Consider the following 12,001-nt stretch of genomic DNA (forward strand, 5'->3'; position numbering starts at 1 on the left):
CTCTCACACATGAACTTCGCCCTGATTCTGTTTGTTCTCGTCGTCCTCACCGGCATTGCGTGGGTAGCCGACAAGCTCGTATTCCAGCGCCAGCGCCAAGCGGCAGCAGCCACTGCGCTGGCTGAATTCGATGCGCGCGCACAAGTGCAGGCACAGTACGGTGGCGGTGGCGACATTGGCGCCGCACGTCTTCAACTGGCCGAAGACAAGCTGCGCCAGCCCTGGTGGCTGGAGTACACAGCGAGCTTCTTCCCGGTGATCGCCGCGGTGTTCCTGCTGCGCTCGTTCGTGATTGAACCGTTCAAGATTCCGTCGGGCTCGATGATCCCGACGCTGCAGATCGGTGACTTCATCCTCGTCAACAAGTACACGTATGGCGTTCGCCTGCCGATCGTGAATAAGAAGGTCGTCGAACTGAACCAGCCGCAGCGCGGCGACGTGATGGTCTTCCGCTACCCGAAAGACGAATCGATGGACTACATCAAGCGCGTCATCGGCGTGCCGGGTGATGTGGTCAAGTACGACAACAAGCGTTTGACGGTGAATGGTCAGCCGGCCACCTATGCACCGCAATCCGACTACCTCGATGGCGAGCGCCTGACGTACTCGAAGCAGTACCAGGAAACGCTCGGCACCGTCTCGCACAACATCCTGAACGATGCCGACCGTCCGGCCTATGTGTCCGGCCCGGACGATTTTCCGTTCCGCGAGAACTGCACTTACAATCAGACCGGCTTTACCTGCAAGGTACCTGCGGGTCACTATTTCATGATGGGCGATAATCGCGACAACAGCGCGGACTCCCGCTACTGGGGCTTCGTGCCGGATAAGAACATTGTCGGAAAAGCGTTCTTCATCTGGATGAACCTGGGTGATTTGAAGCGGATTGGCAGCTTCCATTGATCCAATAAGTGACTCAAGAATCTCTTATGGAAACTCGGCAATTGCACAACGGGGGAAATGCAATGCGGATTCGTCAGGCCGCTCTGAAGCGCCAGTCGCGCGGGATTACGATGTTCGGAATTCTGATTGGCATCATCGTGCTGATCACGGCCGTGCTGCCGGCAATCCGGTCTATTCCAAGCCTGATGGAGTACCAAGCGATTACCCGAGCAGTGAAGCAGGCGCGCGAGAAAGCTGCCACCCGTGCGGACGTGGTTGTTGCCTTCGACAAGCAGGCCGCCATTGATGACATCACGTCCCTCAAGGGCGAGGATCTGGAAGTGTTGGATGCGGGCGGTTCGATCCAGGCGGTGCGTTTCTCGTACAAGCGCGAAATTCCGCTGTATGGTCCGATCGGCATCGTCATTACGTATTCGGGAACCCAGCGTTGACATGAGTTTGGATGCATTGCAGCAACGCCTTGGCTATCGCTTCAGCAAACCGGAGTTGCTGCAGCAGGCGCTCACCCATCGCAGCCACAGCGCGATGCATAACGAGCGCCTGGAGTTTTTGGGTGATTCGATCCTGAATTGCGCCGTCGCTGACATGCTCTACGGCATGTTCGGCAAGCTGGATGAAGGTGATCTCTCGCGCGTGCGGGCCAATCTGGTCAAACAGCAGGCGCTGTATGAGATCGCGCAGATGTTGCAGTTGCCCGATGCGCTGCGCTTGGGCGAGGGCGAGTTGAAAAGCGGCGGTTTCCGCCGGCCGTCCATCCTGGCGGACGCGTTGGAAGCGATCTTCGGTGCGGTGTTTCTTGATGGCGGCTTCGATGCTGCCCGCACGCTGATCCGCAAACTGTACATCCCGATCCTGGAGCAGGTTGATCCGCGCACGCTGGGCAAGGATGCCAAGACGCTGCTGCAGGAGTATCTCCAAGGTCACAAGATTGCGTTGCCGCTGTACACGGTGGTTGCCACCCACGGCGCGGCGCATAATCAGCAATTCGAGGTCGAGTGCACGATCCCCAAGCTGGAGATTCGCGTCTCTGGTAGCGGGGCATCGCGGCGCGCGGCCGAACAATCGGCGGCCAAACTGGCCCTGGATGAAGCGCACCGCCTGGTGCCGCAGCTCGTCAAGCGCAGCCGCGCCGAGCGTACCGGCAAAACGCGCAAACAGGCCACGCCGCCCGATCCGCAGTTGTCTCTCAGGTTGAAGGAATAATCAGGTAAATGAGCGACACCCCATTGCAGCCTCCGCAGTCAGAATCTGGCGTGCCGGAGGGGTTCCGCTGCGGCATGGTCGCCATCGTTGGGCGGCCGAACGTCGGCAAGTCCACGCTGATGAATGCCTTGGTGGGCCAGAAAGTCAGTATCACGTCGCGCAAGGCGCAGACCACGCGCCATCGCATCACCGGTATCCAGACGACGGAAGACGCGCAGTTCGTCTTCGTGGATACGCCTGGCTTTCAGACACGTCACGCTACGGCACTGAACCGCTCGCTGAACCGCGCGGTCACGTCCACGCTCACGTCGGTGGATGCCGTGCTGTTCGTGGTCGAAGCCGGTCGCTATGGCCCGGATGACGAGAAGGTGCTGTCGCTGCTGCCGCGCGAAACGCCCGTGATCCTGATCGTCAACAAGGTCGACCGGCTCGATGCTTACACGCGCGCCGAGATGGTGGCCACGTTCCTGCAAGACATGGCGCAGGTGTTTCCGTTTGCGGAAATCGTGCCGATGTCGGCCAAGAACCGCGACGATATCGACCGCTTGCTCGGCATCGTGCGTCCGTACCTGCCGGAAGGCGAGCCGATGTACGACCCCGAAGCGCTGACGGATCGCAGCGAGCGCTTCCTGGCCGCCGAGATCGTCCGCGAGAAAGTCTTCCGCTGGACGGGCGATGAGTTGCCGTATTCCAGCACTGTCGTCGTCGACAAGTTCGAGACCGAAGGCCGCCTGCGCCGCGTGTTCGTGACCATCCTGGTCGACCGCGACGCGCACAAGGCGATGATCATTGGCGCCAAGGGTGCCAAGCTCAAGCAGATCTCCACCGAAGCCCGCATGGACATGGAAAAACTGTTCGATGGCAAGGTGTATCTGGAGGTCTGGATCAAGGTCAAGAGCGGCTGGGCTGACAACGAAGCCGGCCTGCGCGCCTACGGCTACGAGTAACCGTTAGCCATTCACCGTTCGCTGGTCACTCCACACACGCTCGATGGCGGGACGATCCGATCCGATTCCGGACGAGGCGGCGGAATGGCTGGCCGAAGAAGGCGTTGCCGGCGCCGCGCCGCGCAGGGGCTTCCCTGCCGGGCGTTCCGAGACACGTGTTGCGGCGCAGCCGGCCTTCGTGCTGCACAGCTATCCGTACCGCGAGACAAGCCTCATCATCGACGTCTTCACGCCAGACTACGGTCGCATGGCGCTGGTGGCCAAGGGCGCCAAGCGGCCGCACTCGGCGCTGCGTGCCGTGCTGCAGACGTTTCAGCCGCTGTCGTTGTCATGGAGCGGCCGCGGTGATGTGCGCACGCTGACCCGCGCGGAGTGGGTGGGCGGTATGGTGCCGCTGGGTGGGGAGGGACTGCTGTCGGGCTTCTACCTGAACGAACTGCTGGTCAAGTTCGTTGCCCGCGAAGACGGCCACCCTGTGCTGTTCGCACACTACGTCGAAACGCTTAACAAACTCGCTCACAGAGAACCCGCGGCCCTCACACTGCGCGCGTTCGAGCGTGTGCTCTTGCGAGAGACCGGTTTTGCTGCCCAGCTTGACCGCTGCATCGACGGCGAGCCGGTGCAGGCCGAGGGCGACTACGTCTATCATCCGGAACGCGGCATTCGCCGTGCGTTGCCGAGCGACCCATCGTCCTGGCCCGTGCTGCGCGGCCAGACCCTGATCGACATGGAGCGAGACGATTACGCCTCTCGCCCCACGACCGCGCAGCAGAGCCGCAGCCTGATGCGCTTCCTGCTGCATTATCATTTGCACGGCACGCCGCTTTCGACGCGCCAGATCCTGATCGACTTGCAGAAACTATGATCTTTCATGCTTCGCCGGGCGTTATCGACCTGGGCATCAACATTGACCACGTCGCCACGTTGCGCAACGCGCGCGGCACCACGTACCCGGACCCGATCGCCGCGGCATTGCTGGCGGAAGAGGCGGGCGCCGATCTCATCACGCTGCATCTGCGCGAAGATCGCCGCCACATCAAAGATGCTGACGTCCGCACGCTGCGCCCGCAATTGCGCACGCGCATGAACCTCGAGTGCGCCGTCACGCAAGAGATGCTCGATATCGCCTGCGACATCGGCCCGCAGGATGTCTGCCTAGTGCCCGAGCGCCGCCAGGAAGTGACCACCGAGGGCGGCCTCGACGTGGTGGGCGGTTTTGCCAAGGTGCAGGCAGCGTGCAAGCAGCTGGCCGATGCGGGTATCCGCGTGTCGTTGTTCATCGACCCGGACGCAGCGCAGATTGAGGCCGCTGCCGCCGCAGGTGCTCCCGTCATCGAACTGCACACCGGCCGCTACGCCGAGGCCACCGACGATGCCGAACTGAAGGCAGAACTCGTCCGCATCGAAACGGCAGTCGAAGAAGGCATTCGCTGGGGCGTGCGTGTGAATGCCGGCCACGGCCTGCACTACACCAACGTGCAGCCGATTGCCGCCATCGCGGGCATCCACGAGCTGAACATCGGTCATGCCGTCGTGGCGCACGCCGTGTTTGCTGGCTGGCAGAACGCGGTGCGTGAGATGAAGGCAATCATGGTGGCGGCGCGTCTGTCGTCCATGACGCCCACTGCGGCCCATCCGGGCGTGCCTGTATGAGCGAGCGGGCTGCCGCTGCCACGGCGTCCGGTGCTATCTACGGCATCGGCACCGACATCATCCAGATCGAGCGCGTGGAAGGGGTGATGCAGCGGACCAACGGCCGCTTTGCCGAAAAGGTGCTCGGACCGGATGAGCTGCGTGTCTACCACGCACGCAAGGCACGCTCCGAGCGCCGCGGGCTGGCCTTTCTGGCGACGCGCTTTGCCGCCAAGGAAGCCGTGTCCAAGGCCATCGGCCTGGGCATGCGCTGGCCGATGACGTGGCGCGCCGTGCAGACGCTCAACTTGCCCTCAGGGCAACCCGTGGTGCGCTACAGCGGCGAACTGGCCGACTGGATTGCGCAGCACGGCCTCCACATCCAGATCAGCGTGACGGACGAGCGCGACTACGCAGTTGCCTTTGCCGTTGCTGAGTTGCAAACGAAACCCACCGCATGAATTCCACAGCAAAGACGCAGAAACGCCCCGGTCCGATCGTTCTCGACGTGGCAGGCCTTCAGCTTGGCCCCGACGATGTCCGCCGAATTGCGCACCCGCTGACGGGCGGCGTGATCCTGTTTGCCCGCAACTTTGAGTCGCGTGCACAATTGACGGCGCTCACACAGGCGATCCGCGCCGTCCGTGACGATGTACTGATCTGTATCGATCACGAAGGCGGCCGCGTGCAGCGCGCCAAGACCGATGGCTTCACGCACTTGCCTGCCATGGGCGCGCTGGGCCAACTGTGGGACCGTGACGTGCTGGCCGCCACGCGTGCCGCGACCGCGTGCGGCTACGTGCTGGCTGCTGAACTGCGCGCGTGCGACATCGACCTGAGCTTTACGCCGGTGCTCGATCTCGATTACGGCACCAGCAGTGTCATCGGCGACCGTGCTTTCCACCGTGATCCGCGCGTGGTCACCATGCTCGCCAATCATCTGACGCTCGGCCTGCGCCTGGCCGGCATGTCCAATTGCGGCAAGCACTTCCCTGGCCACGGCTATGTCCAGGCCGATTCGCACATCGCTGTCCCCGTGGACGACCGTCCGCTTGAAGCCATCCTTGCTGACGACGCACAGCCCTACGGCTGGATGGGCCTCGGCCTGCAATCGGTGATGCCGGCGCACGTCATCTATTCGAAGGTGGATCCGAATCCGGCCGGCTTCTCGCGTTTCTGGCTGCAGGACATGCTGCGTGCGCATTTCAACTTCGACGGCGTGATTTTCAGCGACGACCTGAGCATGGAAGGCGCGAGCGTCGCCGGCTCGGTGGTGGACGGTGCCCGTGCGGCACTGGCTGCGGGCTGCGACATGGTGCTGATCTGCAATGCGCCGGACAAGGCCGATCGCCTGCTGGGTGAGTTGGATGTGGCGATGGGCAAAGCGTCGCAGCGGCGTGTGCGTCGGCTGTTCGGCGGCAGGGCAGTCAAGGACTGGTCGAAGCTGCAGCAGCAATCGGCATACAAGCAGGCGCTGCGTACGTTGCGTGAGGCTCGGCTGATCGCGTAAGCGCAGAAGAGCGAAGGCGGATGTTGAGCCCGCTTCGTTCCTTGCGGGCAACAAAAAAGGCAGCGCGAAGCTGCCTTTTTTGTTGGTGCTGCGCCAGCTTACTTGGCGCGGCTCTTGTACTCGTCCGTACGCGTATCGATTTCGATCTTCTCGCCGATGTTGCAGAACAGCGGAACCATGATCGAGAATTCTTCGTTGTCGTTGATACGAGCAGCCTTCAGAACCTTGCCCGACGACGTATCACCCTTGACGGCCGGTTCGGTGTAGACGATTTCGCGGACAACCGTGGTCGGCAGTTCCACCGAGATGGCGTTCTCGTTATAGAACGTCACTTCGACCTTCATGCCGTCTTGCAGGTAGTTCAGCGCGCTGCCCATGGCGGCCGGCTCAACGTTGTACTGCTCGTAGCTGACGGGGTCCATGAACACGTACATCGTGCCGTCGAAGTAGGAGTACTCAGCTTCCTTCTTGTCCAGGATGACCTGATCCAGCTTGTCGTCGGCGCTGAATACCCATTCGCCACCAGCACCGTTGAGCAGGTTCTTGTACTTCATTTTGACAACAGCGCCTTGACGGCCGGAGCGGCTGTATTCGGTCTTGAGCACAACCAACGCCTCTTGGGTCTTGCCGGGAGGGCCCCACATGAACACGTTGCCAGCGCGGAGTTCTTGCGCGATTTTCAAAGCCATTTCACATTTCCTGAGAGTAAGAGGGTTCGATGCGCGCCAAGCAACGAAGCACCGCGCGATACCCTCGGGTCGCGCGAACCAGGTCAAAGCCGGGGCCGCATACAGAGATCAGCCCTCTATTTTACCTGTTTTTCGCAAAATGCCACCAAATTCGCGGCGAGATCCCCCAGATGCAACAAGGTGTGCTCCCAGGTGCTCGCGCGGGTGCGCAGGGCCGGTGCGGCGGCCATCAGCGCTGGCCAGTTGAGTGTCTCCGGCTTGCCATTCCAAGCATGCCAGAACGTGTGGAGTGCATCGGCCTCCGCTTGAGGCAAGGCAGGGGTGTAGCGCGCCAGAAAGGCGTCCAGCTTGACCAGGTGCACATCGTCGCTCTGCGGATAGATGTGCCAAATGAACGGCTGCAGCGCCCACTGCGCGCGCACGAAGGAATCCTCTCCGCGCACGAAGTTGATGTCGCAGGCCCACAGGAGTGGGTCGTAGTGCTCCTGGGGGACAAACGGCACCACCGCGACGGTCAATTGGCCGCGCGTCCAGCGGGCGCCCACTTTGGCGGCGCTGGGGTCCCCGAACAACTCGGCGATCTGTGTGGCGGCCAAGCCTTCGGGCACCAGGCAGATCACTGGCTGCGGGGAGGCCTCCCATTGGGCGACCAGTGCCGGCAATGCCGGGTTGGCATACGCAAACAGGCTCACGCGCAGTGCGTCGGGGTGTTCACGCATCAGGTCGTCCACGCCGAGCCGGTGCCACAGCGCCTGGTGAGCCGCCGGGCTGGCGTTGAACGTTGCGCGCTGGGCGCCCAGATGCGTTTCACGTAGTACGCCGCCCGTGTTGCGCGCGAACCCTGGGAAGAAGAAGTACTTCACCAGCGGCAGTTGCGGATGTGGCGATGGCATCGCGTGGAACTCGGCCACCCAGTTTTCTGCGCTGAGATATTCCAGGTTGATCCAGACCGGCGCCGTGCCCTGCGATGCCAGCGCGGCCATGCCCTGCAGCATCGGCTCCGGGACGGCGCATGCGAAGGCCCCGATCACCGCGTCATGCGGCGCGGGATGCGCATCAGCGGCGAGCAGTGCGGCCACCTGCGCATCATCGCCCCACTGCCGGATGTCGACGCCCGAGACGTGCTGCGCCTCGGCTGCCACGTCAACGGCGGGGCAGAGCTTTTCAAATGAGCGCAGGTCATCGACCCACAGCCGCACGGTATGGCCGTGCTCCTGCGTGAGCTGCCGGGCCAGGCGCCAGCACACGCCAATGTCGCCATAGTTGTCGACGACGCGGCAGAAGAGATCCCAGGACGTGATGGTGCGCATACAGAAAAGGGGAGTAGGGCAGGAAAGACGGTGGGCCGACATTGTAGTCGGCGGCTTGTTCTACACTGACGCCCTCTGAGCCTGCGAACGTCATGCCGTCCGACCCCACGCCCCCCGATCTGCCTGAGACGCCCGAGAGCGTTGAGCCCAGCGCGCCCGACTTTGACGCGAAAGCATACATCGCGCGCCTGCCGAATCTACCCGGCGTGTACCGCTACTTTGATACGCAGGGCAACGTGCTCTATGTGGGCAAGGCGCGTGATCTGAAGAAGCGTGTTTCCAGCTACTTCAACAAGACGCTGCTGTCACCGCGCATCGCCATGATGGTGGCGAAGATCGCGCGCATCGACACCACGGTCGTGCGCAGCGAGGCCGAAGCGCTGCTGCTGGAGAACAACCTGATCAAGGCGCTGGCGCCGCGCTACAACATCCTGTTCCGCGACGACAAGTCCTATCCGTATCTCAAGCTCACGCAGCATGCGTATCCGCGCATGGCGTACTACCGCGGCGCGACCGATCGCAAGCACCAGTACTTCGGCCCGTTCCCGAGTGCGCATGCCGTGCGCGAGAGCATGCAGATCCTGCAGAAGGTGTTCCAGCTGCGCACGTGTGAAGACACGGTTTTCAACAACCGCACGCGCCCGTGCCTGCTGCACCAGATCCATCGCTGCAGTGGCCCGTGCGTGCAGGCGATCAGTTCTGAAGACTATGCCCGTGATGTCGCCAACGCGGCCGGGTTCCTGCAAGGGCGCCAGGACGAAGTCATGCAGACGCTGCAAGACAAGATGCAGCGCTATTCCGAAGCGCTTCAGTTCGAGCAGGCGGCCGTCGTGCGTGACCAGATCGGCGCGCTGTCGACGGTGCTCACACAGCAGTCGGTGGAGGAGGTCGGGCAGGCCAGCGACATCGACATCCTGGCCGTGGCCGTCAAGGGCGGCCACGCCTGCGTGAACCTGGCGATGGTGCGCGGCGGCCGGCATCTGGGCGACAAGGCTTACTTCCCCACGCATGTGGAGGACGGCGCTGCTATCGTCGGAGAAGATGTGGAAGCCGAGGTCGCCACCGCAACCGAGTCGGCACGCGATTCAGAGCGCATGGCCAGCGACATCCTTGAAGCCTTTGTCGCGCAGCACTATCTTGATCAGTTCGTGCCGCCGGTGCTGGTGGTCAGCCACCCGATCCACGCGACCGAGTTGATTGATGCGCTGGCCGAGCAGGCCGGGCGCCGTGTGTCGGTCGTGCGCCAGCCGCAGGGCGGGCGTCGCGCGTGGCTGGAGATGGCCGAGAAGGGCGCGGAGCTGTCCCTCATGCGACGGCTTTCCGAGCAAGGCAGCCAGCAGGCCCGCACGCGCGCGCTGGCGGAGACCATCGGCATCGATCTGGAAGACCTTGCCGCGCTGCGCGTCGAATGCTTCGATATCAGCCATACCGCCGGCGAGGCCACGCAGGCGTCGTGCGTGGTCTTCCACAGCCACGCCATGCAGAACGGCGAATACCGCCGCTACAACATCCAGGACATCACTCCCGGCGACGACTACGCGGCCATGCGCCAGGTCCTCACGCGCCGCTATCAGAAGATCGTCGAGCAGTCCGGCGAAGACACGCCCAACATGCCGACCATCGTGCTGATCGACGGTGGTAAGGGGCAGGTGGAAGTCGCGCGCCAAGTGTTTGAAGAGCTGGGACTCGACATCGGTTTGCTGGTCGGCGTGGCCAAGGGCGAGGGCCGCAAGGTCGGCCTGGAGACGCTGATCTTCGCCGATGGCCGTCCCTCACTAGAGCTGGGGCAGGGCAGTGCCGCACTGATGCTCGTTGCGCAGATCCGTGATGAGGCGCATCGCTTTGCTATTACGGGTATGCGTGCGAAGCGGGCAAAGGCACGCAACACCTCGCGGCTGGAAGAGATCGAAGGCATCGGCGCCAAGCGCCGGCAGCGGCTGCTGGCGCGCTTCGGCGGCCTGCGCGGTGTGATGTCCGCCAGCGTGGATGAGCTGGCCACGGTGGAAGGCATCTCCCAGACCCTGGCTGAAGAAATCTACCGCCAGCTGCACTGATCGGCGACAATGCCCCATCTTGCCGCGCCGGTGCATGACCTGGTGCGGCAATTGTTCTCTCGACTTGCCATGCCTTTCAACTTCCCGATCCTCCTGACCTGGCTGCGTGTGGCCATGATCCCGCTGGTGGTGGGCGTGTTCTACCTGCCGGACACTTGGATGGCGCTGCCTGCCAAGAATCTGACGGCCGCGGTGTTCTTTATCGTCGCAGCACTGACCGATTGGTTTGATGGCTTCCTCGCGCGCCGCTGGAACCAGACTTCATCGTTCGGTGCCTTTCTCGATCCGGTGGCAGACAAGCTGATGGTGGCGGCTGCGCTGCTGGTATTGCTGGCGTTGGGCCGTGTCTCGGACATCGTCGCGTTGATCATCATCGGCCGCGAGATCACCATCTCGGCGCTGCGCGAGTGGATGGCGCAGATCGGCGCGTCAAAGAGCGTAGCCGTCAATATGCTCGGCAAGCTGAAGACGACCTTCCAGATGATCGCGATTCCGCTGCTGTTGTTCGAGGGCAAGCTGCTCGACGTGATCGACGCGCATGTGTGGGGCACGTGGCTGATCTATGTGGCGGCGGTGCTCACGCTGTGGTCGATGGCGTACTACATGAAACTCGCCTGGCCGCAGATTCGCGAGCGCGCAAAATGAGCCTGCAAAAACTCTTGCGCAAAAGTGTTGACGAGAACGGTTCTTTTTTGCCATAATCTCTTTCTCGTTGCAGCGATGTGACGAAACGGTCTGGCAGCACAAAGGTTGTACGGCGGTGCTGGTAGCCAAAATGCGGGAATAGCTCAGTTGGTAGAGCGCAACCTTGCCAAGGTTGAGGTCGCGAGTTCGAGCCTCGTTTCCCGCTCCAGTTTTGAATGTGTGGCCATGTGGATGTGATGGCATGGCGGCATAACCGGTTACGCGGGAATAGCTCAGTTGGTAGAGCGCAACCTTGCCAAGGTTGAGGTCGCGAGTTCGAGCCTCGTTTCCCGCTCCAATCCCGAAGGGAAGCCTTGCTTCCCTTTTTCTTTATCGGCGCGGCAAGCACGCGGTTCTTCACGAATTGCTACAATGCGGTGTTGAGCCCTTGGCGGGGTAGCAAAGTGGTTATGCAGCGGCCTGCAAAGCCGTGTACGCCGGTTCGATTCCGGCCTCCGCCTCCAGAATGCAGAAAAGCCCCGACTGGTTCGGGGCTTTTTCTTTGGCATCGCGCCTAGCCGCGCGCTTTGACCGTCACCTTCCGTACTTCCGTTTCTGGCGCCTGTATCGCGCGACCGTCGCGCGTCCTGGGCTGCATTGGCGCGAGCGGCTGCTCCGTTTGTTTGTCGACCAGCACGGAATGCTTCTCGCCGCGTGCAAACAGATGCGCCTCGCCCCATTGCCGCAGACCGACCACCAGCGGGAAGAGCGCTTCGCCCCTGGGGGTCAGCACGTACTCTTGATACGCCGTGCCGTCGGAGGCTGGCGCCACGGCAAAGATGCCGTGCTTGACCAGCAGGCGCAGGCGGTCGGCCAGGATGTTGCGCGCCGCGCCGGTGCTCTTCTGAAATTCGCTGAAGCGGCGCAGGCCGTCGAAGGCGTCGCGCACGATCAGCAGCATCCAGCGGTCGCCCACCAGGTCGAGTGCGCGGGCGACAGGGCAGGCGGAATCGTCGAAGCGTTTGCGTTGAACCATGTTCCATTGGCCACGAATGGCTGTTTCCATCAAGTGGTTGCATGATAAAACAAGTCTGCCTAGACTCATCTGGTTTTAATTTGAAACTAGATG

13 protein-coding genes and 3 tRNA genes are annotated in these 12,001 nt (G+C 62.5%); 13 read left to right on the forward strand and 3 right to left on the reverse strand.

Annotated features, from left to right (window positions below; all coding sequences use genetic code 11):
• Positions 1–9: 9 nt before the first annotated feature.
• The 8 genes from lepB (at position 10) to nagZ (ending at position 6,195) form a co-directional block, all read left to right on the forward strand.
• On the forward strand, positions 10–903 hold the full coding sequence (lepB, locus tag ACS13N_RS13235) for a signal peptidase I (RefSeq protein ID WP_438932067.1): 894 nt from the start codon (positions 10–12) through the stop codon (positions 901–903).
• A gap of 62 nt (positions 904–965) precedes the next feature.
• Positions 966–1,334, forward strand: coding sequence for a DUF4845 domain-containing protein (locus ACS13N_RS13240; protein WP_438932068.1), 369 nt, complete (start codon positions 966–968; stop codon positions 1,332–1,334).
• A gap of 1 nt (position 1,335) precedes the next feature.
• Positions 1,336–2,106, forward strand: coding sequence for a ribonuclease III (gene rnc, locus ACS13N_RS13245; protein WP_199030058.1), 771 nt, complete (start codon positions 1,336–1,338; stop codon positions 2,104–2,106).
• 8 nt (positions 2,107–2,114) lie between these two features.
• On the forward strand, positions 2,115–3,053 hold the full coding sequence (era, locus tag ACS13N_RS13250) for a GTPase Era (protein ID WP_438932069.1): 939 nt from the start codon (positions 2,115–2,117) through the stop codon (positions 3,051–3,053).
• A gap of 43 nt (positions 3,054–3,096) precedes the next feature.
• Complete coding sequence (recO, locus tag ACS13N_RS13255; RefSeq protein WP_438932070.1) at positions 3,097–3,918, forward strand: DNA repair protein RecO; 822 nt, start codon at positions 3,097–3,099, stop codon at positions 3,916–3,918.
• Positions 3,915–4,706, forward strand: coding sequence for a pyridoxine 5'-phosphate synthase (gene pdxJ / locus ACS13N_RS13260; RefSeq protein ID WP_039596224.1), 792 nt, complete (start codon positions 3,915–3,917; stop codon positions 4,704–4,706). Before recO ends, pdxJ begins: the two co-directional genes overlap by 4 nt.
• The gene (acpS, locus tag ACS13N_RS13265) at positions 4,703–5,146 is read left to right on the forward strand and encodes a holo-ACP synthase (protein ID WP_438932071.1); all 444 of its coding nucleotides are present in this window, start codon (positions 4,703–4,705) and stop codon (positions 5,144–5,146) included. Before pdxJ ends, acpS begins: the two co-directional genes overlap by 4 nt.
• On the forward strand, positions 5,143–6,195 hold the full coding sequence (gene nagZ, locus ACS13N_RS13270) for a beta-N-acetylhexosaminidase (protein ID WP_438932072.1): 1,053 nt from the start codon (positions 5,143–5,145) through the stop codon (positions 6,193–6,195). The genes acpS and nagZ overlap by 4 nt, the downstream gene beginning before the upstream one ends.
• A gap of 98 nt (positions 6,196–6,293) precedes the next feature.
• Here the strand turns inward: nagZ and efp are convergent, their stop codons facing one another.
• Together efp and earP are read right to left on the reverse strand one after the other, a co-directional pair.
• Positions 6,294–6,878 (reverse strand): elongation factor P, encoded by a 585-nt coding sequence (gene efp / locus ACS13N_RS13275; protein ID WP_438932853.1) that lies wholly within the window; start codon positions 6,876–6,878, stop codon positions 6,294–6,296.
• 122 nt (positions 6,879–7,000) lie between these two features.
• On the reverse strand, positions 7,001–8,194 hold the full coding sequence (earP, locus tag ACS13N_RS13280; RefSeq protein ID WP_438932854.1) for an elongation factor P maturation arginine rhamnosyltransferase EarP: 1,194 nt from the start codon (positions 8,192–8,194) through the stop codon (positions 7,001–7,003).
• A 92-nt stretch (positions 8,195–8,286) separates the two neighbouring features.
• Here earP and uvrC point away from each other — a divergent pair, with 92 nt between their 5' ends.
• The 5 genes from uvrC (at position 8,287) to ACS13N_RS13305 (ending at position 11,396) form a co-directional block, all read left to right on the forward strand.
• Positions 8,287–10,248 carry an excinuclease ABC subunit UvrC gene (gene uvrC, locus ACS13N_RS13285; protein ID WP_438932073.1) on the forward strand — a complete coding sequence of 654 codons (1,962 nt, stop codon included), beginning with the start codon at positions 8,287–8,289 and terminating at the stop codon, positions 10,246–10,248.
• A gap of 69 nt (positions 10,249–10,317) precedes the next feature.
• Entirely contained in the window at positions 10,318–10,893 is a 576-nt protein-coding gene (gene pgsA / locus ACS13N_RS13290; RefSeq protein ID WP_021195352.1) for a CDP-diacylglycerol--glycerol-3-phosphate 3-phosphatidyltransferase, read from the forward strand.
• Positions 10,894–11,025: 132 nt separating this feature from the next.
• A tRNA-Gly gene (locus tag ACS13N_RS13295) sits at positions 11,026–11,101 on the forward strand.
• A gap of 53 nt (positions 11,102–11,154) precedes the next feature.
• Positions 11,155–11,230: transfer RNA gene (locus tag ACS13N_RS13300), tRNA-Gly, on the forward strand.
• Between the two features lie 92 nt (positions 11,231–11,322).
• Positions 11,323–11,396, forward strand: a tRNA-Cys gene (locus tag ACS13N_RS13305).
• Between the two features lie 50 nt (positions 11,397–11,446).
• Here ACS13N_RS13305 and ACS13N_RS13310 read toward each other — a convergent pair.
• Positions 11,447–11,908, reverse strand: a complete 462-nt coding sequence (locus tag ACS13N_RS13310; protein ID WP_438932074.1) for a winged helix-turn-helix transcriptional regulator — start codon at positions 11,906–11,908, stop codon at positions 11,447–11,449.
• Positions 11,909–12,001: the final 93 nt, after the last annotated feature.

The organism is Ralstonia sp. 24A2 (assembly GCF_051783885.1).
Lineage (GTDB): Bacteria > Pseudomonadota > Gammaproteobacteria > Burkholderiales > Burkholderiaceae > Ralstonia.

What these genes read in the sequence shown, in the direction of transcription:
- lepB (WP_438932067.1), top strand. Translation starts at nt 10, where the DNA reads ATGAACTTCGCCCTGATTCTGTTTGTTCTCGTCGTCCTCACCGGCATT.
- ACS13N_RS13240 (WP_438932068.1), top strand. Translation starts at nt 966, where the DNA reads ATGCGGATTCGTCAGGCCGCTCTGAAGCGCCAGTCGCGCGGGATTACG.
- rnc (WP_199030058.1), top strand. Translation starts at nt 1,336, where the DNA reads ATGAGTTTGGATGCATTGCAGCAACGCCTTGGCTATCGCTTCAGCAAA.
- era (WP_438932069.1), top strand. Translation starts at nt 2,115, where the DNA reads ATGAGCGACACCCCATTGCAGCCTCCGCAGTCAGAATCTGGCGTGCCG.
- recO (WP_438932070.1), top strand. Translation starts at nt 3,097, where the DNA reads ATGGCGGGACGATCCGATCCGATTCCGGACGAGGCGGCGGAATGGCTG.
- pdxJ (WP_039596224.1), top strand. Translation starts at nt 3,915, where the DNA reads ATGATCTTTCATGCTTCGCCGGGCGTTATCGACCTGGGCATCAACATT.
- acpS (WP_438932071.1), top strand. Translation starts at nt 4,703, where the DNA reads ATGAGCGAGCGGGCTGCCGCTGCCACGGCGTCCGGTGCTATCTACGGC.
- nagZ (WP_438932072.1), top strand. Translation starts at nt 5,143, where the DNA reads ATGAATTCCACAGCAAAGACGCAGAAACGCCCCGGTCCGATCGTTCTC.
- earP (WP_438932854.1), bottom strand. Translation starts at nt 8,194, where the DNA reads ATGCGCACCATCACGTCCTGGGATCTCTTCTGCCGCGTCGTCGACAAC.
- uvrC (WP_438932073.1), top strand. Translation starts at nt 8,287, where the DNA reads ATGCCGTCCGACCCCACGCCCCCCGATCTGCCTGAGACGCCCGAGAGC.
- pgsA (WP_021195352.1), top strand. Translation starts at nt 10,318, where the DNA reads ATGCCTTTCAACTTCCCGATCCTCCTGACCTGGCTGCGTGTGGCCATG.
- ACS13N_RS13310 (WP_438932074.1), bottom strand. Translation starts at nt 11,908, where the DNA reads ATGGTTCAACGCAAACGCTTCGACGATTCCGCCTGCCCTGTCGCCCGC.